This is a genomic window from Caulobacter sp. FW305-C-30-S16 (assembly GCF_058783025.1).
Window position 1 is genome coordinate 73426 of sequence record NZ_JBYSYH010000005.1, and the last position, 24858, is coordinate 98283.

Here is a 24858-nt window from a genome sequence, read left to right on the forward strand (position 1 = left end):
GTGGCCGAACCCTGAACGAACTGCAAAGACCGATGCTCCCCATCGGGGGAGCTGTCGGCGAAGCCGACTGAGGGGGTCACCCGAAATCTGAGCGGACCCCCTCCGTCTCGCCTGCGGCGAGCCACCTCCCCCGATGGGGAGGATCACGCGTTCCTCGGCTCGATCTCGAACTCGATGACCTTGTGGTCGGCGCGCAGTTCGGCGGCCAGGCGGTCGATGGCGCTGCGGTTCAGGGCGCTGACGGTGGCGCCGTGCTCGATGTACTGGCCCTTCTTCAAAAGACGCTCGCTGAGCGGCGCCGACTTCAGGCCGAGCGCCTTGAGCCGCTCGCGCAACTCCTCGGCGCCGGGCGCCGCGCCGCGGGCGTAACGGATGGTGACATCGGCCAGCGACTGCTGCGGCAGCCGCTGGTCGATCAGGCGGAAGCCGGCCAGGACCAGCAGGGCCAGCACGGTGCCGGTGACCGCCACCTGCCAGAATCCGATGCCGAACAGGATGCCGATGCAGGAGGTGGTCCAGACCGAAGCCGCCGTGGTCAGGCCGTGAACGTTGAAGCCGGTCCGGAAAATCACCCCGCCGCCGAGGAAGCCGACGCCGGTGAGGATGCCGTGGGCCATGCGGACAGGGTCGATGCGGATCACGTCCGCCGGCGTGCTGGGACCGATCCACGCCATCTGGTGATTGGCCGCGACCATCAGCAGCGCCGAGGTCAGGGCCAGCAGGCTGTGGGTGCGAAAGCCCGCCGGCTGACCGCGAAAGCCGCGTTCAAAGCCGATGCAGCCGCCCGCGACGAGCGCCCCGAGCAGGGGGAGAATGTACTGCGGATTCAAGGCGGTGTTCAGAAACTGGTCCATCAAAATCCTCCGAACCCGGAACAATGCTCTGATTGGGCGCGGATGCAAACCATCGGGGACATGTACCGCCTTCGGTACGTGTCCCGGCAAGGCGACAGCGGTAGGGTACACGTACCGAAGGCGGTACATGTCCCCTTGCGCGGCAAGGGCCGAACGGTGTGAAACTGCGCTTTCAGTCGAGGGGAACGAGTCATGCGGTTTTGGCGGAAGATGATGGCGGGCGCGGCCCTGGCGGCGGCGCTGCCCGGACTGGCCGGCGCGCAGCAGGCGACCCCCCGTCCCGACCAGCTGGCGTTCCGGGCGATCTACAAGGAGCTGGTGGAGATCAACACCACCCTGTCGGTGGGCAGTTGCACCCTGGCCGCCGAGGCGATGGCCGCGCGGCTCAGGGCGGCGGGCTATCCCGATAAGGACCTGCACATCATCGTCGATCCGTCCCGTCCGCGCGAAGGCAACCTGGTCGCGGTGCTGCCGGGCGCCGATCCGAAGGCGAAGGCCATCCTGATGCTGGCCCACATCGACGTGGTCGAGGCCAACCGCGCCGACTGGACGCGGGACCCCTTCACCCTGATCGAGGAGGACGGCTGGTTCTTCGCCCGCGGGTCCTCCGACGACAAGGCCCAGGCCTCGATCTGGGTCGACACCCTGATCCGCTTCAAGCAGGAAGGCTTCAAGCCCCGCCGGACGGTCAAGATGGCCCTGACCTGCGGCGAGGAGAGCGAAGGCGCGCTGAACGGCGCCGAGCTGCTGGTCACCAAATACCGCGACCTGATCGACGCCGAGTTCGCCCTCAACGAAGGCGCCGGCGGCCTGCTGGGCGATGACGGCAAGCCCGTGTCGCTGTCGATCCAGTCCGGCGAGAAGGTCTACCAGGACTTCACCCTGACCACGACCAATCCGGGCGGCCATTCGAGCCGGCCAGTGCCTGACAACGCCATCATTCACCTGGCCGGGGCGCTGGTGCGGATCGGCGGCTACACGTTCCCGGTCCAGTTGAACGAGACGACGCGCGCCTATTTCACGGCCATGGCGCCGCTGGTCGACGCCGAGACGGGCGCCGCCATGACGGCGATCGTCGCCGATCCGACCAACGCTGACGCGGCCGCGATCATCTCCCGAAACCCCACCTGGAACAGCATGCTGCGCACCACCTGCGTCGCCACCATGGCCAGCGCGGGACATGCGCCCAACGCCCTGCCGCAGCGGGCCGAGGCGAACGTGAACTGCCGCATCTTCCCGGGCGTGCCGGTGGAGTCGGTGCTGGCGCAACTGACCGCGCTGGCGGCGGATCCCAAGGTCTCGGTGGCCGCCGCCGCGACGACCCGCCTGACGCCGCCGCCGCCGCCGCTGACGGCCGCGCTGATGAAGCCGATCCGCGTCCAGGCCGACAAGCTGTGGCCTGGCGTGCCGATCGTGCCCTTCCAGTCGACCGGCGCGACCGACGGCAAGTATCTCAACAGCTACGGCATCCCGACCTACGGCCTGACGGGGATCTTCAGCGGAAACGAGAGCAACGGCGCGCACGGCCTGAACGAGCGGGTGCGGGTCAAGTCGCTCTATGATGCCCGCGACTTCCTCTACGGCCTGATGAAAACCTACGCTTCGGCGAAGTGAGGACCGCGATCATGATGTTCAGACGCGGATTTCTGGCGACCTCGCTCGCCCTCTGCCTCGGCGGCGCGGCGACAGCACAGGTGGCGACGCCGCCGGCGACGGTCCGGCCAGACCAGCTGGCGTTCCGGGCGATCTACAAGGAGCTGGTGGAGATCAACACCACCCTGTCGGTCGGCAGCTGCACCCGGGCCGCCGAGGCGATGGGCAAGCGGCTGACGGATGCCGGCTATCCCGCGTCCGATGTCCAGGTGGTGATCAACCCGGACCACCCGCGCGAGGGCAACCTCGTCGCCGTCCTGCGCGGCGCGGACCCGAAGGCCGGCGCCATGCTGCTGCTGGCGCACATCGATGTGGTGGAGGCCAATGCGGCGGACTGGACCCGCGACCCGTTCACCCTGATCGAGGAGAACGGCTACTTCTTCGCCCGGGGGACCTCGGACGACAAGGCGCAGGCGGCGATCTGGGTCGACAGCATGATCCGGCTCAGACAGGCCGGGTTCAAACCGCGTCGCGACATCAAGATGGCCCTGACCTGCGGCGAGGAGAGCGAGGGTTACAACGGCATCGAGGATCTGCTGGCCAACCACCGGCCGCTGGTCGACGCCGCCTTCGCGCTCAATGAGGGCGCCGATGGCCTGCTCGACGAGAACGACCGGCCGGTCGCGCTGGAGGTCCAGGGCGGCGAGAAGGTCTATCAGGACTTCACCCTGACCCTGACCAACCCCGGCGGCCATTCCAGCCGCCCGGTGCGCGACAACGCCCTCGACCGCCTGTCGGCCGCCCTGCTGAAAATCGCCGCCTACGCCTTCCCCGTGGCGCTGAATGACGCCACGCGCGGCTATTTCACCCGCATGACCTCGCTGGTCCCGGCCGAGAAGGGCGCGGCGATGCGGGCGCTCATCGCCAATCCCGACGACCCGGCGGCGCAGGCGGCGGTCGCGGCGGATCCGACCTGGAACGCCATGCTTCGCACCACCTGCGTGGCGACCATGGTCTCCGCCGGCCATGCGCCCAACGCCCTGCCGCAGAAGGCCACGGCGAACATCAATTGCCGTATCCTGCCCGGCGTGCCGGTCGAGGCGGTGCGTCAGCAACTGCTCGCTCTGGCCGCCGACCCCGGCATCGCCGTCACCCTCGCGCATGAGCCGAGCCAGGCCTCGCCGCCGCCGCCGTTGACGCCGTTCATCATGGGGCCGATCGAAAAGCGCGCCGCGGAGCTCTGGCCCGGCGTCCCGGTGGTGCCGATCCTGCTCGTCGGCGCGACCGACGGCGTCCACACCAACGCGGCGGGCATCCCGACCTACGGCGTCAGCGGCCTGTTCAGCAGTTCCGACGGCGACGGCATGCACGGCCTGAACGAGCGCGTCCGGGTCAAGTCGCTCTACGACAGCCGCGACTTCCTGTTCGCCCTGGTCAAGGACTACGCGACCGCAAAGGACGCCCCGACGACGATGGGCAAGAAGCCCGGCCTGATGGGACGCATGCTGGGCAAACTGAAGGGCTGAAGCGCGGGGACATGCGCGTCAGCGCGTGTCCCCTGCATCAACGCCCGTCGTCTCAGGGCTGGTGCGCCCACAGCCAGCCGGCGCGCACCTGGCCGAGGAACACCTGGCGATACTGGACGATTTCGGCCAGCGCCGCGGTCTGGTTGCCGGCCACCCGGCGATCGAGGCTGCGCTCGCGGGCGACCTGGCCCGAGAACTTCAGGCGCTCATAGGCCGCTTCGCCGCGCTCTTCGTTGATGTCCTGCAGACCGAGCAGCATGTTGACCATCAGGGCGGTCCGCGACCGGGCCAGTACGGGATCGGCCCGAAGTCGCTTGTCGGCGCTGCGGAGGTCCTCGAAGGCCTGCCGATAGGCCAGCCGGCCCTCCTGCGTCGTGCCGCCTGTCTCTGCGGCGCTCAGCGACATCTGGGCCAGCATCAGCATGTTCAGCAGAACGGCCGGGGCCGTGTCGCCCTGGACGACGGACCGTCGCAGCATGATGTCCCGCATCAGGGCCATCGACCTCGCGCGCTCGGCCGGGTCAGCCGACTTGAAGCCCGTCGTGGCCAGCAGTTCGCCCTGGGAGAAGGCCAGAAGGTCGTCGGGGCCGCGCAGCCGGACGAACGAGTCATAGACCTCGCGCCGGAGCGCCATGGCCTTGTCGAGGATCTCGAGATTGTCATAGGCCGTCGCCAGCTCACCCTTGGCGCGCAGCGTCCGGCTATGGTCAGGCCCGTAGTCGGCGTTGAAGCGGGGCATCAACGTCTCGCCGAGGTCCCGCGCTTCCGGATAGCGATGCTCCTCGATCAGCAGGCTCAGCTGAAAGCCGGCGGACAGCAGCTCCTCGGCCTTGTCGGCGCGCGGTCCCGGCGGCGCGGCGATCTGGCGGCGGATCGTCAGGGCGTCGCTCATCAGACCCGCGCCCTGGCTGGCTTCCACCAGCAGGTCGCCCGTCTGGCGGGTCGGCACGGCCGTCGGCCCCATGAGCTTGATCATGCCCTGGTAGGCGGCCGTCAGATGGGGCACGGCCTCCTCGTACTGGCCGGCCATGCTCAGGGCCACGCCATAGCCGCCGCGGACGACGATGACGACGGGATCATCCGGGCCCCGGGGCGCGGCCAGCCGGTAGGCCTCGGAGGCGCTCTTCAGCGCGCCTTCCTTGTCGCCGGCATAGGCCTTGGCCGGGGCGAGGGCGCCGATGACCATCAGGCCCTCGGGCGAGTTGGGGCCGTCCCGGGCGATCATGACATCGCGGAAGTGTTCCAGATGAACGGCCGCGGCCTTGTAGTCGTCCCGGCTGGCCAGCCAGGTCGCCAGGTTGATCTCGGCCATCAGGGCCCGGTCGTCGGTCGGGCCGTAGCGGGCGACGGCGGCATCGTAGGCGGCCTGGGCCGGGGACGGCGCCGCGGCGACCGCGGGACTGGTCGCCAAAAGGGCGGCGGCGATCGCGATGGAGGCCCAGAGGCGCATGGTCCTAGCCCCCGAGCTTCGCCATGTCTTCGTCGCTGATGTCGACGTTCGAGTAGACGTTCTGCACGTCGTCATCGTCCTCGAGCGCGTCGAGCAACTTCATCACGGTGCCGGCCTGGTCGCCGGTGACCGGGACGAGCGACTTGGGCCGCCAGACGATCTTGGTCGACGCCGCTTCGCCGAACTGCTTCTCCAGCGCCTGGGCGACCTCGTTGAGGTCCTCGAAGGCGGTGAACACGGTGTGGCCCGAGCCGTCCTCGCCCAGATCCGCCTCGACGTCCGCGGCGCCGGCCTCGATGGCCGCCTCCATCATCGCGTCTTCGCTGGCGGCCTTGGCCGGGTATTCGATCTGGCCCATCCGGTCGAAATTGAAGGTCACCGAACCGGTGGCGCCCATGTTTCCGCCCAGCTTGCCGAAGATGGTCCGCACATTGGCGGCGGCGCGGTTCTTGTTGTCGGTCAGCACCTCGACGATGATCCCGACGCCGGCGGCGACGCCCTCGTAGCGGATCTCGGTGTAGTCGGCGGCGTCACCCATCTGCGACTTCTTGATCGCCCGCTCGATGACGTCCCGGGGGACCGACTCGGCCTTGGCGTTGGCCACCGCCAGGCGCAGGCGCGGGTTCATGTTGGGATCGGGCAGGCCCGCCTTGGCCGCCACGGTGATTTCCCGCGACAGCTTGGAAAACAGCTTCGACCGCACCGCGTCGGCGCGGCCCTTGCGGTGCATGATGTTCTTGAATTTTGAGTGGCCGGCCATGGGGCGGAGTCGGTCCCGGTGTTGAAAGGGTGCGGGGTTTTAGCCTTCGTCGCCGTCAGTTTCCAGCGGCAGGCAGTCGATCCGTTCAATCCGACCACCGGCGAGACGAAATACGGCGTCCTGCGGCACGTCCAGCTTCAGCGTCTCGTTGCGGTCAAGGCCGGCATAGAGGCCGCGAATGACCCTGCCGGCGACGCCGTGCGAGACCGCCACCAGCGGCCTCTCCGATGCGGTCGCCTCGCCCAGCCACTCGCTCAGCCGCGCGGCTATGGCCTCGTAGCGCTCGCCGTCGGGGGCGGCGAAGTACCAGTCCCAGCGGGTGGTGCCGTCGCGCGCGCCGGGGAAGGTGAAATCGATGTCCTCGTCGGTCATGCCGTCCCAGACGCCAAGGCTGACTTCGGCGAGGCGAGCGTCGAAGGTCGGCAGTGAGAGGCTTCCGGTTTCGGCGATGATCTCCGCCGTATGGCGGGCGCGGCCGAGGGGACTGGAAACGATCGGTGTTTCGGCGGGGACCAGGGTCGCCAACAGCGCGCCCATCCGCCCTGCCTGCTCGACGCCCAGCGACGTCAGTGGCGAATCCAGCGCGCCCTGATAGCGGCGGGCGAGGTTGAACTCGGTCTGACCGTGCCGGACGAGATAGAGGCTCACGCCCTCGCCATCTCCACCACCGGCACCGTCTCGCTCAGCCGGCCGCCAATGCGGATCGGCTCGATACGGCGGGCCAGGCCCGTGCGGTCGTCGGTCTCGACGAACACGCCGCAGACCGTCGCCGGGCCCGAGGCGGGCTGATAGCGGCCCTGGCTGATCTTGGTGGTGAACCGGCGCAGCGGCTCTTCCTTCTGGTTGCCGATGACACTGTCGTAGTCGGCGCAGGCGCCGGCGTCGGTCTGGTAGGCCGTGCCGCCGTTGAGGATCTGGGCGTCGGCGGTCGGCACATGGGTGTGGGTGCCCACGACCAGCGAGGCGCGGCCGTCGCAGTAGTGGCCCATGGCCATCTTCTCGGACGTGGCCTCGCAGTGCATATCGACGATCACCGCGTCGGCGACCTGGCTCAGCGGCGCCTTGTCCAGCTCGCGGTCGGCGGCGGCGAAGGGGTCGTCCATGGCGTCCATGTGCACCCGGCCGAGCAGGTTGACGACGAAGATCGTCTTGCCGCTTTCGGTCTGGAACAGGTGGCTGCCCCGGCCCGGCGCGTCGGACAGGATCGGGTAGTTGGCGGGCCGGATCAGGCGCGGCTCGCGGACGATGTAGGTCAGCGCTTCCTTCTGGTCCCAACTGTGGTTGCCGAGCGTCAGGCAGTCGGCGCCGGCCTCGAACAGCTCACGCGCGGTGTTCTCGGTGATCCCGAACCCGGCGGCGGCGTTCTCGGCGTTGACGATGACGAACTCGAGGCCGAGGCGGCGGCGAAGTCCCGGCAGATGGTCGGCCAGGCCGTCGCGGCCGGATTTGCCGACGACGTCGCCGAAGAAAGCAAAGCGCATTCAGGTGTCCTTTCGGACCGCTATATACCCCGCCTCGGTCAGAATCCCATCGAGCGGCTGATCATGCGGCTCGCGGGGCAGGCCGGGGGTCTCCTGGCCGCTGTAGGCAAAGCCCACGGCCGACGGCGGATTGGGTCCCGCGCGCAGGTCGGCGAGGGTCCGGTCATAGTGGCCGCCGCCCTGTCCGAGCCGTCCGCCGGTCCGGTCGAACGCCAGCAGCGGGACCAGCACCAGGTCGGGTCGAACCTCCGGCGCGGAGGCCAGCGGCGCGGGCAGGCCGGTCAGGTCGTGGGCCAGCCGCTCGCCGGGCTTCCAGGCCCGGAACACCAGCGGCCCGTCCTCGACCTCGACGGCGGGCAGGGCGAGCGTCCAGCCCTGCTTGACGAGCAGGTCGCCCAGCGGCCGGGGATCGAGCTCGGCGCCCAGCGCCTTGTAGATGGCCAGCACGCCCGCGCGGCGCAGGCCCAGCTCTGCGATCATCTCGCCGGCCTTGTCGGCGGCCATCCAGTCGGCCTCGGGATGCTGCACCAGCAGCGCCTTGCGGCGCGCGCGCGCCTCCATCCGGAGGGTGACTTTCTGTGAGGCGAGGAGGGGATCGGTCATGATCAGGAAAAAGTGTGGCGGCGCCGCAAGAGCCGTGAAGGTCGGTTCTATCCCCTCGACCTGGCTAGCCAGGTGGGCGCCGAGTGCCCAACCCCACGGGGAAGGACAGGGTCAGCTCCCTTAGAGAGAATTAAGGTCGCTGGGATGTGTTGCCTTCGACGAGAGCCGCAGCAGGACCCGCCGCTGCACAAGGTAGGGCTTCGGGGGGTGGAAAGAAAGGGCCGTCACCCCGCCGCGATCTTCTCGATCCGCTTGGCGGCGTTTTCCAGCGCCGCGACAGCCTTGACCTCGGAGCGGGACTGATCGGCCTGCAGCCGGGTCAGCTCGCCCTGGATGTGCTGCAGCCGCAGCTTGAGGTCAGCCATCTCGTCCGCCAGCAGCAGGGCGCCCATCAGGAACAGGCGCGTCTCGCCGAGGTTGCCGACGTCCTGGCTGACCTGGTGGACCTGCTGGTCGAACAGTTTGGCGATCTCGATCAGATGGCGTTCCTGGCCGTCCTCGCAGCCGACGCTGTAGGGCTTGCCGTTAACCTGCACGGTCACCTGGGCCATCGGTCTAGCCCTCCGTGCCGGTTGCGGGTTCATCACCCAGGGCGGCGCGGATTTCCTCGATGGCGCGGCCGAGCGCCTGCGACGCCTGGGCTCCCGCTTCTTCCAGCGCCCGTTCGCGGGCGCGGGCGGCGTCCAGTTCGGCGGCCAGCCGCGAGCGGTCCTGGTCGAACAGCCCCCCGGCTTCCGCGCCGGCTTCGGCCATCCTGTCGGACATCCGACTCTCGAGCATCGCCACCGCGCGCTCCAGCCGGCGCACGGCCAGGTCCAGGGCGCTTCCCTCGGCCTCTCCCGTCATGGTCTCGGCTCTCCTGATCGAAGTCCTTTCTATAGACCGCACCGGGGCGTGACAGGAAGGCGGGTTGAAACGATCCTTCCCACGTGCGAACGGGCGCCCATCCCTACGCGAGTCGAGAGAGCCAAAAATGTCCGTCAGCCCGGTCAAGATGGCCGACGCCATCCGCGTCCTTTCGATGGACGCCGTCCATGCCGCCAAATCCGGCCACCAGGGTGCGCCCATGGGTCTGGCCGATGTCGCCACGGTGCTGTGGACCAAGTTCCTGCGCTACGACGCGAGCAAGCCGGACTGGGCCGACCGCGACCGGTTCGTGCTGTCCGCCGGCCACGCCTCGATGCTGATCTACAGCCTGCTGCACCTGACCGGCTCAAAGGCCGTGACGATGGAGCAGATCCGCAACTTCCGTCAGTGGGGCAGCAACACCGCCGGCCACCCGGAGTACGGCCACACCCCGGGCGTCGAGGTCACCACCGGCCCGCTGGGCCAGGGCATCGCCACCGCCGTCGGCATGGCCATGGCCGAGCGCTCGATGAACGCCCGCTACGGCGACGCCCTCGTCGACCACCGCACCTGGGTCATCGCCGGCGACGGCTGCCTGATGGAAGGCATCAGCCATGAGGCCATCAGCCTCGCGGGCCGGCTCAAGCTCGGCAAGCTGACCGTCCTGTTCGACGATAACAACACCACCATCGACGGCGCCGCGACCATCGCCGAGACCGGCGACCAGGTCGCCCGCTTCAAGGCCGCCGGCTGGGCGGTGAAGAGCGTCGACGGCCACGACCACGGCAAGATCGCCGCCGCCCTGCGCTGGGCGACGAAACAGTCGGTCCCGACGATGATCGCCTGCAAGACCGCCATCCTGAAAGGCGCCGGCCCGAAGGAAGGCGACGTTCACGGGCACGGCTATTCGCTGTTCGACGAGGAAGCGACCCTGGCCCGCAAGGCCATGGGCTGGCCGCTGCCGCCGTTCGAGCTGCCGGAAGACATCGTCGAGGCCTGGCGCAAGGCCGGCCGCAAGGGCGGCTCGCAGCGCCGCAAGTGGGACGCCCGCCTCAAGGCCAGCGACCAGCGCGCCGACTTCACCCGCGCCATGAAGGGCGACCTGCCCGCCGACGCTTTCAAGGCGCTCGACGCCCACATCGAGAAGATGCTCGCCGAGCCGGCCGTCAACGCCACCCGCGTCCACAGCGGCGCGGCGTTGTCGGTCCTGACCCCGGCGATTCCGGAGATGATCGGCGGCTCGGCCGACCTGACCGGCTCCAACAACACCTACGTCAAGGGCATGGTCCCGTTCGACCTGCCCGACTACGCCGGCAAATACGTCCACTACGGCGTACGCGAGCACGGTATGGCGGCGGCGATGAACGGCATGGCGCTGCACGGCGGCGTGATCCCCTACAGCGGGGCGTTCATGGTCTTCTCCGACTACAGCCGCGCCTCGATCCGTCTGGGAGCCCTGATGGGCGTCCGCGTGATCCATGTGATGACGCACGACTCGATCGGCGTCGGCGAGGACGGCCCGACCCACCAGCCGGTGGAACACGTGGCCAGCCTGCGGGCGATGCCGAACCTGCTGGTATTCCGCCCGGCGGACGTCGTCGAGGCCGCCGAATGCTGGCGTATCGCCCTCGAGCACAAGACCACCCCGTCGGTCATGGCCCTGTCGCGGCAGAAGACCGGCGTGGTCCGCACCCAGGGCGGCAACCTGTCGGCCAGGGGCGCCTACGAAGTCGCCAAGGCCGACGGCGAGGCCCAGGTGACCATCTTCGCGTCCGGCTCGGAAGTGCCGATCGCGCTGGCCGCCCGCACCCTGCTGCAGGCCGACGGCGTGGCCACCCGCGTCGTCTCGACCCCCTGCTGGGAGCTGTTCGAGCAGCAGACCCCGAAGTATCGCGCCGAGACCATCGGCAAGGCGCCCGTCCGCGTCGCCGTCGAGGCGGCGGTCAAGTTCGGCTGGGAGCGGTTCATCGGCGAGGACGGCGTCTTCGTCGGCATGACCGGCTTCGGCGCCAGCGCTCCGGCCGAGCGGCTGTACAAGGAATTCGGCATCACCGCGGAAGCCGTCGCGGCCGCGGCGAAGGCGAAGCTCTGAAACCCTGCGTCCTTCGAGACGCGGACCTGAGGGTCCGCTCCTCAGGATGACGTGGAGAGGCGGGCTGCAATACTATTCGTCATGGTGAGGAGCGAGCCTCGAGCGAGCGTCTCGAACCACGCAACAGGGACCCAACCATGAAACTCGGCACCCCACTGTCTCCGTCAGCCACGCGCGTCATGCTCCTCGGCTGCGGCGAGCTCGGCAAGGAAGTGGCCATCGAGCTGCAGCGGCTGGGGGTCGAGGTGATCGGCGTCGACCGCTACGCCGACGCGCCGGCGATGCAGGTGGCCCACCGCAGCCATGTGGTGACCATGACCGACGCGGATGCGCTGCGGGCCGTCATCGCGCTTGAGAAGCCGCACCTGATTGTGCCGGAGATCGAGGCCATCGCCACCGAGGTGCTGGCCGAGGTCGAGGCGGCGGGCGAGATTGTCTGCATCCCGACCGCCCGCGCCGCCCAGCTGACCATGAACCGCGAGGGCATCCGCCGGCTGGCGGCCGAAGAGCTCGGCCTGCCGACCAGCGCCTACGCCTTCGCCGCCTCCCGAGAGGCGCTGGAAGCGGGCGCGGAGGCCGTCGGCTACCCCTGCTTCGTCAAGCCGGTGATGAGCAGCTCGGGCAAGGGCCAGTCCTACGTCGAGAGCGCCGCCGACATCGGCGCCGCCTGGGACTACGCCCTGTCCGCCGGCCGCGTGGAGACCGCGCTGGTCATCGTCGAGGGCCGCATCGATTTCGACTTCGAGATCACCCTGCTGACGGTCCGCTCGGTCGGGGCGAACGGCGAGATCGTGACCTCGTTCTGCGCGCCGGTCGGCCACCGCCAGGTAAAGGGCGACTATGTCGAGAGCTGGCAGCCGCAGGCGATGACCGCCGCCGCCCTCGCCAGCGCCCAGGACATCGCCGGCAAGGTCACCGCCGCGTTGGGCGGCCGGGGCCTGTTCGGCGTCGAGCTGTTCGTGAAGGGCGACAAGGTCTGGTTTTCCGAGGTCAGCCCCCGTCCACACGACACGGGCCTGGTCACCCTCGCCACCCAGACGCTCAGCGAGTTCGCGCTGCACGCCCGCGCGATCCTCGGCCTGCCCGTCGACGCCAGCCTGCGCGAGCCGGGCGCCAGTGCGGTGATCTACGGCGGCATGGAGGCCAGAGGCGTGGCCTATGAGGGCGTCGCTGAGGCGCTGTCCGGTCCGGACATCGACCTGCGCCTGTTCGGCAAACCCGAAGCCTTCGAGCGCCGCCGGATGGGCGTCGCCCTCGCAAGAGCCGCCGACACCGATACCGCCCGCGCCAACGCCGTCGCGGCGGCGAGCAAGGTGCGGGTGGTGAAAGGCTAGGACCTTCCTCTCCTCCCCGCTTCGCGGAGAGGTCTGACTCCACCTTACCCCGAATTCACTACCCGAAACGGGCAGGGCGGCGCATGTCCGGAACCCGACATAGCGGTGGCGCGTTGTCGGCTGCGCCGCGGTCATCAGGAAGGTAGCCGCGCGCCCGGACACCAGGTCCGGTGTTGAGGGGGAGCGAGACCGGAATGAACACGACGCTGGGCGCGGTGACGCCGGTTTTTCGCATCTTCGACGTGGCCAAGGCTCTCGAGTTCTACGTCGACTATCTCGGGTTCTCGGTCGAATGGGATCACCGGTTCGAGCCGGGCATGCCGCTCTACATTGCGGTCCGCCGCGACGGCCTGACCCTGCACCTCAGCGAACACTACGGCGACGGCGCGCCCGGCGCGTCGGTGCGCGTCGCCGCCTCGGGCCTTGAAGCGCTGCACGCCGAGTTGGCCGCGAAGGGCTACGGCTACCTGCGTCCGGCCCTGCATCGCGGCGACGATGAACTCGAGCTCTGCCTCCTCGACCCCTTCGGCAATCGCATCACCCTGATCGAGACGCCTTAGCCGGCCAATGCCCTGTTCCCCTTCTCCCGCGAGGGACGAAGGACCTGGATTGCGAGCCATCCGTCACAATCCCTCACCCGTTGTGACCGCGCCAAATCCCGCTGCGGGGTTGACTCAAAGCGCCCTGACCGCAAAACCCGCGCCCAATCACAAACATTGCCGCCGGGAGCGCTTCACCCATGACCCTTCGCGTCGCCATCAACGGATTTGGCCGGATCGGCCGTCTGGTTCTGCGCTCGATCGCCGAGCACAACCGCACGGACATCGAGGTCGTGGCGATCAACGACCTGGGTCCGGTGGAAACCAACGCCCACCTGTTCCGCTATGACAGCGTGCACGGCCGCTTCCCCGGAACAGTGACGACCGGCGAGGACTGGATCGACATCGGCCGCGGCAAGATCAAGGTCACGGCGATCCGCAACCCGGCCGAGCTGCCGCACAAGGAACTCAACGTCGACATCGCGTTCGAGTGCACGGGCCTGTTCACCTCGAAGGAAAAGGCCTCGGCCCACCTGACGGCCGGCGCGAAGCGCGTGCTGGTCTCGGCCCCGGCCGACGGCGCCGACAAGACCATCGTCTACAAGGTCAACCACGAGACCCTGACCGCCGACGACATCGTCGTCTCCAACGGCAGTTGCACCACCAACGCCCTGGCCCCCGTGGCCAAGGTGCTGAACGACCTGTTCGGCATCGAGCGCGGCTACATGACCACCATCCACGCCTACACCGGCGACCAGCCGACGCTCGACACCATGCACAGCGACCTCTACCGCGCCCGCGCGGCGGCCCTGTCCATGATCCCGACCTCCACCGGCGCGGCCAAAGCGCTCGGCCTGGTGCTGCCGGAACTGAAGGGCAAGCTGGACGGCTCCTCGATCCGCGTCCCGACCCCCAACGTCTCGGTGGTCGACCTGAAGGTCGTCGCCGCCCGCGACGTGACCGTGGAAGAGATCAACAACGCCCTGCTGGCCGCCGCCGCCGGCCCGATGTCGGGCGTGCTGGCCACGACCAGCGAGCCGCTGGTCTCGATGGACCTGAACCATGTGCCCGCCAGCTCGACGGCGGCCCTGAAGCAGACCCAGGTCGTCGACGGCAAGCTGGCCCGCGTGCTCAGCTGGTACGACAACGAATGGGGCTTCGCGACCCGCATGAGCGACACCGCTCTGGTGATGGCGAAGTTCCTCTAAGGCCCTGCGTGGTTCGAGACGCGATCCTGACGGATCGCTCCTCACCATGACGAACAGGGGTGCGTTTCACAGCTGTCCGTCATCCTGAGGAGCGGCGAAGCCGCGTCTCGAAGGACGCACAATGCGAGATGCACCCCATGACCTTCCGCTCCCTCGAAACCGCTGATCTCGCCGGCAAGCGCGTGCTGGTGCGCGTGGACTTCAACGTGCCGATGGAGGGGGGCGTCATCACCGACGACACCCGCCTGCGCTCGGCCCTGCCGACGATCCACTTCCTCAGCAGCCGGGGGGCGAAGGTCATCCTGCTGGCCCACTTCGACAGGCCCAAGGGCAAGCGGGTGCCGGAGATGAGCCTCGCGCCCGTGGTCGCGCCGCTGTCGGTGCTGCTGGGCCAGCCGGTGCTGTTCGGCGAAGACTGCATCGGCGAGGCCGCCTTCAAGGCCGTCGCCGCGCTCCAGGACGGCGATGTGGCGGTGCTGGAAAACCTGCGCTTCCATCCGGGCGAGGAAAAGAACGACCCGGCCTTCGTCGCCGAGCTCGGGGCCATCGGCGACCTCTTCGTCAACGACGCCTTCAGCGCCGCCCACCGCGCCCACGCCTCGACCGAGGGCCTCGCCCGCCTGCTGCCGGCCTATCCGGGCCTGGCCATGCGGCGCGAGCTGGACATGCTCGACGCGGCGCTGGGCAAGCCGGTCAAGCCTGTGCTGGGCATCGTCGGCGGGGCCAAGGTCTCGACCAAGCTGGACCTGCTGAACAATCTGGTGCGCAAGCTCGACCGCCTGGCCATCGGCGGCGGCATGGCCAACACCTTTCTGGCCGCCCAGGGCCACGACGTCGGCGGTTCCCTCTGCGAGCACGACCTGGGCGACACCGCCCGCGAGATCATGGCCAGCGCCAAGGCCGCCGGCTGCGAACTGCTGCTGCCCGTCGACGTGGTGGTGGCGCGCGAGGTAAAGCCGGGCACGGCGACCCGCACCTGCGGCCTCGACGACGTCAAGGCCGGCGACCTGATCCTCGACGCCGGCCCCGAGACGGTGAAGCGTCTGCTGGCCGCCATGGACGCGAGCAAGACCCTGATCTGGAACGGCCCGCTGGGCGTGTTCGAAGTCCCGCCGTTCGACATGGCGACGGTGGCGGCGGCGAAGCACGCGGCTGAGCTGGCGACGGCCGGAAAGCTCACCGCCGTGGCCGGCGGCGGCGACACCGTCTCGGCCCTCAACCACGCGGGCGTCGCCGACGACATGACCTTCGTCTCGACCGCGGGCGGCGCCTTCCTCGAGTGGATGGAAGGCAAGGAGCTTCCGGGCGTCGCCGCCCTTGAAATCTGACCTTCCTCTCCGCACAGCGGGGAGGGGGACCATGCGGAGCATGGTGGAGGGGCGGCGCTGGCGTCAGACGAATGACCGCCGTGCACTACGCCTGATCCTGAGAGGCCCGTGCTGCCCCTCCACCGCCGTCCCGGCGGTCCCCCTCCCCCTGCGGGGGAGGAATGAGGCGTCCAGCGGGCTGACGTTCCCGTGATCCGATGGTAAGACCCCCGGAAAATCAGAACACCAGCGCAAGAGAGTCCGACCGTGGCCCGTATCACCCTCCGACAGCTTCTCGACCACGCCGCCGAGCACGACTACGCCGTGCCCGCGTTCAACATCAACAACATGGAACAGGGTCTGGCGATCATGGAGGCGGCCGAGGCCGTCGACGCGCCGGTGATCATCCAGGCGTCGCGCGGCGCGCGCAGCTACGCCAATGACATCATGCTCGCCCGGCTGATCGACGCCCTGGTCGAGATCTATCCGAACATCCCGGTCTGCATGCACCAGGACCACGGCAACGGCCCGGCCACCTGCGCCACCGCCATCCAGTACGGCTTCACCAGCGTGATGATGGACGGCTCGCTGGAAGAGGACGCCAAGACCCCCGCCAGCTACGAGTACAACGTCGACGTCACCCGCCGGGTGGTCGAGATGGCCCACAGCTGCGGCGTCTCGGTCGAGGGCGAGATCGGCGTGCTGGGCTCGCTGGAGACCGGCATGGGCGAGGCCGAGGATGGCCACGGCTTCGAGGGCAAGCTTGACCATTCCTCGCTGCTGACCGACCCCGACCAGGCGGTCGAGTTCGTCGCGGCGACCCATGTTGACGCCCTCGCCATCGCCATGGGCACCAGCCACGGCGCCTACAAGTTCACCCGCAAGCCGGACGGCGACATCCTGGCGATGAACGTCATCGAGGCGGTGCACAACCGCCTGCCCAACACCCACCTGGTGATGCACGGCTCGTCCTCGGTGCCGCAGGACCTGCAGGACATCATCAACGAGTTCGGCGGCGAGATGCCCCAGACCTGGGGCGTGCCGGTCGAGGAGATCCAGCGCGGCATCAAGCTCGGCGTGCGGAAGATCAACGTCGACACCGACAACCGCATGGCCATGACCGGCGCGATCCGGAAGGTGCTGATGCAGAAGAAGGGCGAGTTCGATCCGCGCGCCTATCTCAAGCCCGCCAAGGAAGCCATGCGCGCCGTCTGCCAGGCCCGTTTCGAACAGTTCGGCGCCGCCGGCTGGGCCGGCAAGATCAAGCCGATCGCCACCGCGGCCATGGCCAAGCGCTACCTGACCGGCGAGCTGAACCCGAAGATCGGCGTCAGCAAGGTCGCGGCGGAGTAGGGCGCGCTACCAGCCGCCGTACACCGGGCTGAACCGCGCCCGCAGGCGGCTCAGTTCGCGGTCGGCCTGGTCGCGGGCGTCGATGGCCTGACGGCGGTCTTCGCCGGCGCTGTAGCGGTCGTCGCGCAGGGCCTTGAGCCGCTCGCGGATCGCCCGCTTCTCGTCGTCGGTGACGGTCGCGTCGGCCAGGCGCGTCTCGGCCTCGCGCATCTGGCGGTCGATGTCGTCGGCCCGCCGCTCGGCGTCATTGATCGCGGTCTCGGCTCGGTCGTAGCGTTGCTGGACGTCCCAGACGAGCCGGCCGTCGGAATAGGCGGCCAGGAACGGCCCTTCCAGCGATGCGGGGCAGACGCCGCCGTAGCTGGAGCCCTGCCGGCCGACCCGGAAGCCACGATCGGGCTGGCAATAGACGGTCAGGCCCCGTGCGCGGCCGGTCATGTAGACGGACTGCTCGGGCACCACGCCGTATTTCTCGCAGGCCTTCACATGGTCGCCGAAGCGTCCCGTGCCGTAGCCGGCGGCGCCGTCGCCGTAGCCGATGCCGGCCCAGTCGCCGGTCATGCACTGGTCTTCGCTGAGGCTTGCGCAGCTGCCGGCCAGTAACCCGCAGGCCGCGACAATGACGATCCAGACCGGTTTCATGCGTGGTTCCCCTGACGACCCAGGCGGCAGGATTTCGTGTTTCGTCGCGCCTGGGAAGGACCGAAAGGGGGGGCTTCAGCCCTCGATGTCGGCCCCGTTCATTTCCTTCACAAACAGGAATCCGACCACGGCCGTCACCGCCGCCACGACCACCGGGTACCAGAGGCCGTAGTAGATGTTGCCCGTCGCCGCGACCATGGCGAAGGCGGTGGTCGGCAGGAAGCCGCCGAACCAGCCGTTGCCGATGTGATAGGGCAGGCTCATCGAGGTATAGCGGATCCGGGCCGGGAACATCTCCACCAGGGCCGCGGCGATCGGGCCGTAGACCATGGTCACCAGCAGGATCAGGACGAACAGCACGCCGACCACCCTGGGCTTGTCGACCAGCGCGGCGTCGGCCTTCTCCGGATAGCCCTTCGCGTGCAGCGCGGCGCCAAGCGTCTTGCGCCAGGCGGTCTGCTCGGCGTTGAACGCCTTCGTCGCCATGTCCGCGCCCTCGAAAGCCGGCACCTGGGTTCCCCCGATGTCGACCGTGGCGCTGGAGCCCGCGACCGCCTCGCGCGTCTCGTAGGACACCCCCGCCGAGGCCAGGGCGGACTTGGCGATGTCGCAGGACGAGCGGAAGGCGGTCTTGCCGACCGGATCGAACTGGAACGAGCAGGTGTCCGGGTCGGCGATGACCGTCACGGGCGCGCGGTCGACCGCCGCCGCCAGCGCCGGGTTGGCGGCCACGGTCAGCACCTTGAACAGCGGGAAGAACGTCAGGGCCGCGATCAGACAGCCGGCCAGGATGATCGGCTTGCGCCCGACCTTGTCACTCAGCCAGCCGAACACGATGAAGAACGGGGTGCCCATCAACAGGGCGATCGCCACCAAGGTGTTGGTCAGGGCGCCGTCGACCTTCAGCATCTTCTCGAGGAAGAACAGGGCGTAGAACTGGCCGGTGTACCAGACCACCGCCTGGCCGGCGGTCAGGCCGACGAGCGCCAGCAGCACCAGCTTGAGGTTCGGCCAGCGCGCAAAGGACTCGGTCAGCGGCTGCTTGCTGACCTTGCCGTCGTCGATCATCCGCTGGAACACCGGGCTCTCGTTGAGCCGCAGACGGATCCACAGCGACACGCCCAGCAGCAGGATCGAGGCGAGGAACGGCACGCGCCAGCCCCAGTCGCCGAAGGCGTCCTCGCCGATGTTGGTCCGCACCAGCAGGATCACGATCAGCGACAGGAACAGGCCCAGCGTCGCCGTGGTCTGGATGAAGCTGGTGTAGAGGCCGCGCCGTCCGGGCGGCGCATGCTCGGCGACATAGGTGGCGGCGCCGCCGTACTCGCCGCCCAGCGCCATCCCCTGGATGAGGCGCATGGCGATCAGCAGCACGGGCGCCGCGACGCCGATCGACTCATAGGACGGCAGCAGGCCGACGACGAAGGTCGACAGGCCCATCAGCAGCATGGTGACCAGGAAGGTATTCTTGCGGCCCCAGAGGTCTCCCAGCCGCCCGAACACCAGCGCACCGAGCGGCCGCACCGCGAACCCCGCGGCGAACGCCAGCAGAGCGAAGATGTAGCCGGTGGTCTCGTTGACCCCGCTGAAGAAGTGCTTGGTGATGAACCCGGCCAGCGAGCCGTAGAGGTAGAAATCGTACCATTCGAAGATGGTGCCGACGGAGGCGCCGCCGATGACCATCCCGTGACTCTGCCGCGCCGCTGCTGGCTGCTCGTTCATCCCGTCCCCCTCCGGTATCGCCGGAGTCTAGCGCGGGAGCGGGGCGAGGCTCAATGGACGGTGGGGCGGTCGTGGTTGCGGCGCCAGAGTTCGCCGGTCAGCACATTGGCGAAGCCGATCCAGCCGACATAAGGCGCGACCATGCCGGCGGCCGGCGGGTCGACCTCTCTGGCCCGCCAGGCATAGGCGGCCGACGCGCCCAGCGAGAAGATCGCCGCGGTCAGCTGGCCGCCGAGCCGGCGAGGGCCAAGCGCCATCCAGACGGCGTTGAGCCCTTGAACCGCCCCCCAGAGGGAGAGGGCCTGGGTGCGGGCGGGACTCGCCGGGGCGTTCCAGACGCGCAGGCCCGACAGGGTCAGAGCCATGAAGAGCGGCGGCCAGATCACGGCGAACGCGGCCTTGGGCGGCGAGAAGCCCGGCTGCTCCAGCCGGTCGTAGGCCGTCTCGATGTCCGGATGATCGGGCGTCGGCGCATTGGCCCGCGCGATCAGGGCGGAGGCGAGCACCGCGCCGGCGGTCAGGCCGAGTCCGATCAGCAGATGCCGCGTCGACCGGCCCCTGCTGTTGGCCAGATCGTCGACGGCGTTTCGGGCGGCTTGGACGAGCATGGCGTTCTCCTGATGTCACAGCGGAGAACCTGTTCAGCGGGGGGAGGTTCCCCATTGTCGCTAGCGGCGCGTCTCCCAGGCCATCCAGAGGGCGATCGCCGCCAGCATCAGGGCGAAGACGGCCCGCAGGCCGCGGCGCCGACCGCTGTCCGGCATCACCAGCGACGCAGCGCGCCAGGTCAGCAGGACGATCGTGGTGTGGATGACGACGCTGACCGCGACGTGGGTCAGGCCGAGGGCCAGGGCCTGCGGCGCGAACGGCCGCGCAGGGTCGGTGAAGGCCGGCAGCAGCGTGATGTAGAACACCGCCGCCTTGGGATTGAGCAGGTTGGCCAGCAGGCCGCGGACCATGAACCTCTGTGCCGACGGCGCCTCGTCGATCCCCGCGACGTCGCCTTCAGGACTGCGCCAGACGTCGAGCGCCAGCCAGAGCAGGTAGGCGACACCCGCCCAGCGCAGCAGACTGTAGAGCCACTCGATCCGCAGAACGATGGCGGTCAGGCCGAACACCGCCGCCAGCATGTAGACGGTCAGGCCGGCGGTGACGCCCAGGATCGTGGTCAGGCCCGCGCGCCGCCCGTAGCGTGTCGCGACGATCGCCAGGTAGCCCATGTTCGGGCCCGGCGTCAGTTCCAGCAGCAGAACGGCCGCAAGGAAGGGCAGGAAGAGGTCCAGGCCGGGAAACACGACAGCCCCCGACGACTGTCGCTAGTGCCCGCCGCCGCCTTCGAGTTCGCCGAGCGCGCTCTGCAGGTAGTTCTGCTCGCCAAGCGACCGGACCAGCGACAACTGGGTTTCGAGGAAGTCGATGTGCTCCTCGGTGTCCGACAGGATTTCCTTGAAGATCTGGCGGCTGACGTAGTCGTGCGCCGTCTCTGCGGCCGTCACGCCGGCGATCAGGTCGGCGCGACCGCCGACTTCCACGGCCAGATCAGCGGCGAGGCATTCCGGGACCGTCTCGCCGATCTTCAGCTTGTTCAGGTCCTGCAGGTTGGGCAGGCCTTCGAGGAACAGGATGCGCTTGATCAGCTTGTCGGCGTGTTTCATCTCGCCGATGGACTCGTCATAGGTGATCTTGCCGAGCCGCGCGAAGCCCCAGTCCTGGTACATGCGGGCATGCAGGAAATACTGGTTCACGGCGGTCAGCTCATTGGTGAGCACCGCGTTGAGCAGCCTGATGATCGCCGCATCGCCCTTCATGGCGCGCTCCTTCAAATTCGAATCGAATTGACCCTGAACTGGCCCGATCCGGGCCGCAACCGCTTTATCTGCAAGTGTTTCGCGCTTTCAAAGATAAGGCGCGAGATGGCGTCCGGGACGCTATTCGGCGGCGAAGCGGAGGGCCTCGCGCGACTCGTCGATCATCTCGCGCATCTCGCAGACGCAGCGGGCGCACTGAACCTTGCAGCCGTGGATCTTGAACACCTCGGCCGGACGGGTCGCGCCCGCCTCGATGGCGGCGCGGACCTGACGTTCACGGATGCCGTTGCAGTTGCAGACGTACACAGGAGGTTCCCGACTTGCGAACGAGACGCATTTAGCGATTCCCAGATGTCGTTGCAAGTCATTTGCATCTGATGGGTGGGCGGTCTGCGACGGCATGTCGCTGCAACCCATGTTGCACTGCCGGCGTTGTGAGCGTTGGGTATCGGCGTTCCGCCGAAAGGGGCGAGTGATGGACTTTGATGCGGTGCTTCTCGCGAGGCTCCAGTTCGCCTTCACGATCGCGTTTCACATCATCTTCCCCAGCTTCACGATCGGGCTGGCCAGCTTCCTGGCCGTGCTCGAGGGGCTGTGGCTGGGAACCCGTCGGGAGGTGTTCCGCAATCTCTACCTCTATTGGGTCAAGATCTTCGCGCTGAGCTTCGGGATGGGCGTCGTGTCGGGCGTGGTGATGAGCTACGAGCTCGGCGCCAACTGGGCCGAGTTCTCCAAGGCCGCGTCGCCAGTGATCGGGCCGCTGCTCGCCTTCGAGGTGCTGACCGCCTTCTTCCTCGAGGCCAGCTTCCTCGGCGTGATGCTGTTCGGCTGGAAAAAGGTCGGACCCCGGCTGCACTTCACAGCCACGGTGCTGGTGGCGATCGGCACGCTGATTTCGGCCTTCTGGATCATCTCCGCCAACAGCTGGATGCAGCACCCGACCGGGTTCGTGATCCTGCCGGATGGCAGCCTGCGGGCGACCGACTGGATGGCGGTGATCTTCTCGCCGACCTTCCCCGCGCGGCTGGCCCACATGAGTCTTGCCGCCTACCTGACCACGGCCCTGGTGGTCGGGGCGGCCAGCGCCTGGATCCTGCTGAAGGATCGTGCACAGCCCGAGTCGCGCATGGCCCTGCGGATGGCTATCGGCATGTTCGCCATCGTCGCTCCGCTGCAGCTGGTGGCCGGCCATGAGTCGGGCCTGCTGGTGCTCGAGCATCAGCCGCTGAAGACCGCCGCGATCGAGGCCTACTGGAAGAGCGGACCTGATCAGCCCCAGAGCCTGGTCGGGTTGCCGGACCGGGGCGCGGCGAAGACCCATTTCGAGATCGCCGTTCCAGGCCTCGGCAACCTCGTCCAGGGCGTGCCGAAGGACCGAGTGATCCAGGGGCTCGACGCTTTTCCGCGAGAGGACTGGCCCGTGGTCGGGCTGGTCTACTGGGCCTTCCGCGTCATGGTCGGGCTCGGTCTGGCGATGATCGGGCTCGGCGTCTGGGGCGTGTGGCTGATCGCGCGCCAGCGGCTTGAGGCGTCATCGTGGTTCCTGCGGGCCGCCGTGGCCATGGGACCGGCCGGATTTGTCGCGGTCATCGCCGGCTGGATCGTCGCGGAGGTCGGACGCCAGCCCTGGACGATCTACGGCGTTCTGCGGACGGCGGACTCGGCCTCGCCGGTCGGCGTGGGTCAGGTCAGCGCGTCCCTGCTCGCCTTCATGGTCATCTACGCCATCGTGTTCAGCGCCGGCGCCGTCTACATCCTGCGCCTGATCGCCAGGGGACCCGCGCCTGGACCTGAACCTGCGCCGGATGGCGAGGGCAGGGCGCCCGGAACGCCGCTGGCCGCCGTTCCGCCCGAGCCGGAGGCCTGAGATGACCCTCGATCTTCCCCTCATCTGGGCCGGCCTGATCGCGGTCTCGGTACTGCTCTACGTGCTCCTCGACGGCTTCGACCTGGGCGTCGGCATCCTGTTTCCGTTCGCGCGCTCGCCGCAGGACCGCGACACGATGATGGACAGCATCGCGCCGGTCTGGGACGGCAACGAGACCTGGCTGGTGCTGGGCGGCGGCGGTCTGTTCGCGGCCTTCCCGCTGGCCTACGGCGTCCTCGCGCCGGCCGTCTATCTGCCGCTGATCCTGATGCTGCTGGCGCTGATCCTTCGCGGCGTGGCGTTCGAGTTCCGCCTGCATGGCCGCAAGCGCGGCAAGGCCTTCTGGACGGCGGCCTTCGCCGGCGGATCGCTGATGGCGACCGTGGCCCAGGGCCTGGTGCTGGGCGGTTTCATCCAGGGCGTCACGGTCAGGGACGGGCGATTCGCCGGCCAGCCATTTGACTGGCTGACGCCCTACAGCCTTCTGGTCGCGGCCGGTCTGGTGGCCGGCTACGCCCTGCTCGGGGCCTGCTGGCTGATCTGGAAGACGAAGGACGAACTGCACGGCGACGCCCGCCGCTGGGCCTGGCTGGCCGGCGGCGCGACCGGGGTTCTGCTCGCCGCCGTCAGCGTCGTCACCCTGTTCGTGCATCCGCGCGTGGCCGCGCGCTGGGGGTTCGAGGACGGACGCTTCACGGCGAACCTGTTGCCCTTCCTGCCGATCCCGATTCTCGGCGCGGCGGGTCTGCTGATCGTTGCGGAAGGTCTGCGCCGGAAAGAACACGGCATGCCCTATGCGGGCGCGGCGCTGGTGTTCCTCTCGGGATACCTCGGGCTGGCGGTAGGCTTCTTTCCGGCCATCGTGCCGTACGACATCGACTTCAGGGAGGCGGCCAACGCCGACAACGCCCTGGCGCTGATGCTGGTCGGCGTCGCGATCATGCTGCCGCTGATCCTCGGCTACACCGCCTGGGTCTACTGGCTGTTCCGCGGCAAGGTCGGGGGCGATGAAGGTTACCATTGAACCTCCGCCCGGTGAGGACGAGCCCTTGCCGCCGCTGATGCACCGGCTCGGCTGGTTTATCGGCATCGCCCTGGCCTCGACGGTGGCTGTGGCGGCTGTCGCCTATGCCCTGAAGGCCCTGCTGGTGTAGGGACGGTCTCATGACCGCCAAGCCCGCACATGACTGCCGCCTCTATCTGATCACGCCGCCGCGCATCGACGACCTCGCCGTCTTCGGCCGGACGCTGGCCGCAGCGCTCGACGCCGGCGATGTCGCCGCGTTGCAGATCCGGCTCAAGGACGCGCCCGACGATGTGATCGCCGCAGCGGTCGAGGTGCTGGGCGTCATCGCCCGCTCCCGTGATGTGGCGGTGATCCTCAACGACCGCCCCGACCTGGCCGCGAGGCTCGGCTGCGACGGCGTGCATGTCGGCCAGTCCGACGCCTCCTGCGCCGAGGCGCGGCGGATCATGGGCAAGGACGCGATGATCGGCGTCACCTGCCACGACAGCCGCCACCTGGCCATGGAGGCGGCGGAAGCGGGGGCGGACTACGTCGCCTTCGGCGCCTTCTTCCCGACCACGACCAAAGAGGTCACCGCCCAGGCGGATCCCGAAATCCTGTCGATCTGGCAGGAGACAATGTCCCTGCCCTGCGTCGCCATCGGCGGGATCACGGCCGACAACGCGGCGGAACTGGCGGCGGCGGGCGCGGACTTCCTGGCGGTCAGCGCCGGGGTCTGGGCCCATCCGCAAGGCGCCGCCGCCGCCGTGAAGGCGCTGGACGCCGCCATCGCGCGGGGATTGACCCAGCGGTGACGTGCGGGCCGTTGCCTGACACGGCCGCAGCCCCTACCCATACGGACCACCT

Annotated in this window: 26 protein-coding genes and 1 other RNA gene; 12 read left to right on the plus strand and 15 right to left on the minus strand. The window is 68.8% G+C overall.

Annotated features, from left to right (window positions below; all coding sequences use genetic code 11):
• Positions 1 to 143 precede the first annotated feature (143 nt).
• Positions 144 to 854, minus strand: coding sequence for an MgtC/SapB family protein (locus tag AC3WJT_RS16725; protein WP_492344269.1), 711 nt, complete (start codon positions 852 to 854; stop codon positions 144 to 146).
• A 192-nt stretch (positions 855 to 1046) separates the two neighbouring features.
• On the opposite strand from AC3WJT_RS16725, the gene AC3WJT_RS16730 reads away from it, so the two are divergent.
• A complete protein-coding gene (locus AC3WJT_RS16730) occupies positions 1047 to 2468 on the plus strand; it encodes a M20/M25/M40 family metallo-hydrolase (protein WP_492344270.1) in 1422 nt (473 codons plus the stop codon).
• A gap of 11 nt (positions 2469 to 2479) precedes the next feature.
• Entirely contained in the window at positions 2480 to 3973 is a 1494-nt protein-coding gene (locus tag AC3WJT_RS16735; RefSeq protein ID WP_492344271.1) for a M20/M25/M40 family metallo-hydrolase, read from the plus strand.
• A gap of 52 nt (positions 3974 to 4025) precedes the next feature.
• Here the strand turns inward: AC3WJT_RS16735 and AC3WJT_RS16740 are convergent, their stop codons facing one another.
• From AC3WJT_RS16740 to AC3WJT_RS16775, 8 genes are all read right to left on the minus strand, one after another.
• Positions 4026 to 5423, minus strand: a complete 1398-nt coding sequence (locus AC3WJT_RS16740) for a hypothetical protein (RefSeq protein ID WP_492344272.1) — start codon at positions 5421 to 5423, stop codon at positions 4026 to 4028.
• Positions 5424 to 5427: 4 nt separating this feature from the next.
• Positions 5428 to 6183: a YebC/PmpR family DNA-binding transcriptional regulator gene (locus AC3WJT_RS16745; protein WP_492344273.1), complete on the minus strand. Its 756-nt coding sequence runs from the start codon at positions 6181 to 6183 to the stop codon at positions 5428 to 5430.
• A gap of 39 nt (positions 6184 to 6222) precedes the next feature.
• Entirely contained in the window at positions 6223 to 6831 is a 609-nt protein-coding gene (locus tag AC3WJT_RS16750) for a histidine phosphatase family protein (RefSeq protein WP_492344274.1), read from the minus strand.
• The gene (locus AC3WJT_RS16755; protein ID WP_492344275.1) at positions 6828 to 7664 is read right to left on the minus strand and encodes a TIGR00282 family metallophosphoesterase; all 837 of its coding nucleotides are present in this window, start codon (positions 7662 to 7664) and stop codon (positions 6828 to 6830) included. Before AC3WJT_RS16755 ends, AC3WJT_RS16750 begins: the two co-directional genes overlap by 4 nt.
• A complete protein-coding gene (locus AC3WJT_RS16760; protein WP_492344276.1) occupies positions 7665 to 8267 on the minus strand; it encodes a 5-formyltetrahydrofolate cyclo-ligase in 603 nt (200 codons plus the stop codon).
• 16 nt (positions 8268 to 8283) lie between these two features.
• A non-coding RNA gene (gene ssrS, locus AC3WJT_RS16765) (6S RNA) lies at positions 8284 to 8444 on the minus strand.
• A 47-nt stretch (positions 8445 to 8491) separates the two neighbouring features.
• On the minus strand, positions 8492 to 8818 hold the full coding sequence (locus AC3WJT_RS16770) for a cell division protein ZapA (RefSeq protein WP_492344277.1): 327 nt from the start codon (positions 8816 to 8818) through the stop codon (positions 8492 to 8494).
• Between the two features lie 4 nt (positions 8819 to 8822).
• Entirely contained in the window at positions 8823 to 9113 is a 291-nt protein-coding gene (locus tag AC3WJT_RS16775; RefSeq protein ID WP_492344278.1) for a DUF4164 family protein, read from the minus strand.
• Between the two features lie 127 nt (positions 9114 to 9240).
• On the opposite strand from AC3WJT_RS16775, the gene tkt reads away from it, so the two are divergent.
• The 6 genes from tkt to fba all read left to right on the plus strand — a co-directional run bounded on the left by tkt (position 9241) and on the right by fba (position 16946).
• Complete coding sequence (gene tkt / locus AC3WJT_RS16780; RefSeq protein ID WP_492344279.1) at positions 9241 to 11205, plus strand: transketolase; 1965 nt, start codon at positions 9241 to 9243, stop codon at positions 11203 to 11205.
• A 137-nt stretch (positions 11206 to 11342) separates the two neighbouring features.
• Positions 11343 to 12539: a formate-dependent phosphoribosylglycinamide formyltransferase gene (purT, locus tag AC3WJT_RS16785; RefSeq protein ID WP_492344280.1), complete on the plus strand. Its 1197-nt coding sequence runs from the start codon at positions 11343 to 11345 to the stop codon at positions 12537 to 12539.
• Positions 12540 to 12733: 194 nt separating this feature from the next.
• Complete coding sequence (locus AC3WJT_RS16790; protein WP_492344281.1) at positions 12734 to 13099, plus strand: glyoxalase superfamily protein; 366 nt, start codon at positions 12734 to 12736, stop codon at positions 13097 to 13099.
• A gap of 179 nt (positions 13100 to 13278) precedes the next feature.
• The gene (gene gap / locus AC3WJT_RS16795) at positions 13279 to 14286 is read left to right on the plus strand and encodes a type I glyceraldehyde-3-phosphate dehydrogenase (protein WP_492344282.1); all 1008 of its coding nucleotides are present in this window, start codon (positions 13279 to 13281) and stop codon (positions 14284 to 14286) included.
• Positions 14287 to 14423: 137 nt separating this feature from the next.
• The gene (locus AC3WJT_RS16800; RefSeq protein WP_492344283.1) at positions 14424 to 15614 is read left to right on the plus strand and encodes a phosphoglycerate kinase; all 1191 of its coding nucleotides are present in this window, start codon (positions 14424 to 14426) and stop codon (positions 15612 to 15614) included.
• A 246-nt stretch (positions 15615 to 15860) separates the two neighbouring features.
• Positions 15861 to 16946: a class II fructose-bisphosphate aldolase gene (gene fba, locus AC3WJT_RS16805; protein WP_492344284.1), complete on the plus strand. Its 1086-nt coding sequence runs from the start codon at positions 15861 to 15863 to the stop codon at positions 16944 to 16946.
• A gap of 6 nt (positions 16947 to 16952) precedes the next feature.
• On the opposite strand, the gene AC3WJT_RS16810 is transcribed toward fba, so the two are convergent.
• From AC3WJT_RS16810 to AC3WJT_RS16835, 6 genes are all read right to left on the minus strand, one after another.
• Entirely contained in the window at positions 16953 to 17588 is a 636-nt protein-coding gene (locus AC3WJT_RS16810; RefSeq protein ID WP_492344285.1) for a DUF2799 domain-containing protein, read from the minus strand.
• 75 nt (positions 17589 to 17663) lie between these two features.
• Positions 17664 to 19310: an MFS transporter gene (locus AC3WJT_RS16815; RefSeq protein ID WP_492344286.1), complete on the minus strand. Its 1647-nt coding sequence runs from the start codon at positions 19308 to 19310 to the stop codon at positions 17664 to 17666.
• 50 nt (positions 19311 to 19360) lie between these two features.
• Positions 19361 to 19918 carry a TspO/MBR family protein gene (locus AC3WJT_RS16820; protein ID WP_492344287.1) on the minus strand — a complete coding sequence of 186 codons (558 nt, stop codon included), beginning with the start codon at positions 19916 to 19918 and terminating at the stop codon, positions 19361 to 19363.
• A 60-nt stretch (positions 19919 to 19978) separates the two neighbouring features.
• Complete coding sequence (locus tag AC3WJT_RS16825; protein ID WP_492344288.1) at positions 19979 to 20605, minus strand: LysE family translocator; 627 nt, start codon at positions 20603 to 20605, stop codon at positions 19979 to 19981.
• A gap of 21 nt (positions 20606 to 20626) precedes the next feature.
• Entirely contained in the window at positions 20627 to 21118 is a 492-nt protein-coding gene (gene bfr, locus AC3WJT_RS16830; protein ID WP_492344289.1) for a bacterioferritin, read from the minus strand.
• 120 nt (positions 21119 to 21238) lie between these two features.
• Positions 21239 to 21424, minus strand: a complete 186-nt coding sequence (locus AC3WJT_RS16835; RefSeq protein WP_492344290.1) for a (2Fe-2S)-binding protein — start codon at positions 21422 to 21424, stop codon at positions 21239 to 21241.
• Positions 21425 to 21593: 169 nt separating this feature from the next.
• Here AC3WJT_RS16835 and AC3WJT_RS16840 point away from each other — a divergent pair, with 169 nt between their 5' ends.
• From AC3WJT_RS16840 to thiE, 4 genes are read left to right on the plus strand one after another with little or no spacing between them, the layout of a single operon-like run.
• Complete coding sequence (locus AC3WJT_RS16840) at positions 21594 to 22985, plus strand: cytochrome ubiquinol oxidase subunit I (protein WP_492344291.1); 1392 nt, start codon at positions 21594 to 21596, stop codon at positions 22983 to 22985.
• Position 22986: 1 nt separating this feature from the next.
• Positions 22987 to 24009 (plus strand): cytochrome d ubiquinol oxidase subunit II, encoded by a 1023-nt coding sequence (gene cydB / locus AC3WJT_RS16845; RefSeq protein WP_492344292.1) that lies wholly within the window; start codon positions 22987 to 22989, stop codon positions 24007 to 24009.
• Complete coding sequence (locus tag AC3WJT_RS16850; protein ID WP_492344293.1) at positions 23993 to 24139, plus strand: hypothetical protein; 147 nt, start codon at positions 23993 to 23995, stop codon at positions 24137 to 24139. The genes cydB and AC3WJT_RS16850 overlap by 17 nt, the downstream gene beginning before the upstream one ends.
• Positions 24140 to 24149: 10 nt before the next feature.
• On the plus strand, positions 24150 to 24806 hold the full coding sequence (gene thiE / locus AC3WJT_RS16855; RefSeq protein WP_492344294.1) for a thiamine phosphate synthase: 657 nt from the start codon (positions 24150 to 24152) through the stop codon (positions 24804 to 24806).
• Positions 24807 to 24858: the final 52 nt, after the last annotated feature.

Coding starts and splice junctions, on each gene's coding strand:
- AC3WJT_RS16725 (WP_492344269.1), bottom strand. CDS start 854: ATGGACCAGTTTCTGAACACCGCCTTGAATCCGCAGTACATTCTCCCC.
- AC3WJT_RS16730 (WP_492344270.1), top strand. CDS start 1,047: ATGCGGTTTTGGCGGAAGATGATGGCGGGCGCGGCCCTGGCGGCGGCG.
- AC3WJT_RS16735 (WP_492344271.1), top strand. CDS start 2,480: ATGATGTTCAGACGCGGATTTCTGGCGACCTCGCTCGCCCTCTGCCTC.
- AC3WJT_RS16740 (WP_492344272.1), bottom strand. CDS start 5,423: ATGCGCCTCTGGGCCTCCATCGCGATCGCCGCCGCCCTTTTGGCGACC.
- AC3WJT_RS16745 (WP_492344273.1), bottom strand. CDS start 6,183: ATGGCCGGCCACTCAAAATTCAAGAACATCATGCACCGCAAGGGCCGC.
- AC3WJT_RS16755 (WP_492344275.1), bottom strand. CDS start 7,664: ATGCGCTTTGCTTTCTTCGGCGACGTCGTCGGCAAATCCGGCCGCGAC.
- AC3WJT_RS16760 (WP_492344276.1), bottom strand. CDS start 8,267: ATGACCGATCCCCTCCTCGCCTCACAGAAAGTCACCCTCCGGATGGAG.
- AC3WJT_RS16770 (WP_492344277.1), bottom strand. CDS start 8,818: ATGGCCCAGGTGACCGTGCAGGTTAACGGCAAGCCCTACAGCGTCGGC.
- AC3WJT_RS16775 (WP_492344278.1), bottom strand. CDS start 9,113: ATGACGGGAGAGGCCGAGGGAAGCGCCCTGGACCTGGCCGTGCGCCGG.
- tkt (WP_492344279.1), top strand. CDS start 9,241: ATGTCCGTCAGCCCGGTCAAGATGGCCGACGCCATCCGCGTCCTTTCG.
- purT (WP_492344280.1), top strand. CDS start 11,343: ATGAAACTCGGCACCCCACTGTCTCCGTCAGCCACGCGCGTCATGCTC.
- AC3WJT_RS16790 (WP_492344281.1), top strand. CDS start 12,734: ATGAACACGACGCTGGGCGCGGTGACGCCGGTTTTTCGCATCTTCGAC.
- gap (WP_492344282.1), top strand. CDS start 13,279: ATGACCCTTCGCGTCGCCATCAACGGATTTGGCCGGATCGGCCGTCTG.
- AC3WJT_RS16800 (WP_492344283.1), top strand. CDS start 14,424: ATGACCTTCCGCTCCCTCGAAACCGCTGATCTCGCCGGCAAGCGCGTG.
- AC3WJT_RS16810 (WP_492344285.1), bottom strand. CDS start 17,588: ATGAAACCGGTCTGGATCGTCATTGTCGCGGCCTGCGGGTTACTGGCC.
- AC3WJT_RS16815 (WP_492344286.1), bottom strand. CDS start 19,310: ATGAACGAGCAGCCAGCAGCGGCGCGGCAGAGTCACGGGATGGTCATC.
- AC3WJT_RS16820 (WP_492344287.1), bottom strand. CDS start 19,918: ATGCTCGTCCAAGCCGCCCGAAACGCCGTCGACGATCTGGCCAACAGC.
- bfr (WP_492344289.1), bottom strand. CDS start 21,118: ATGAAGGGCGATGCGGCGATCATCAGGCTGCTCAACGCGGTGCTCACC.
- AC3WJT_RS16840 (WP_492344291.1), top strand. CDS start 21,594: ATGGACTTTGATGCGGTGCTTCTCGCGAGGCTCCAGTTCGCCTTCACG.
- cydB (WP_492344292.1), top strand. CDS start 22,987: ATGACCCTCGATCTTCCCCTCATCTGGGCCGGCCTGATCGCGGTCTCG.
- AC3WJT_RS16850 (WP_492344293.1), top strand. CDS start 23,993: ATGAAGGTTACCATTGAACCTCCGCCCGGTGAGGACGAGCCCTTGCCG.
- thiE (WP_492344294.1), top strand. CDS start 24,150: ATGACCGCCAAGCCCGCACATGACTGCCGCCTCTATCTGATCACGCCG.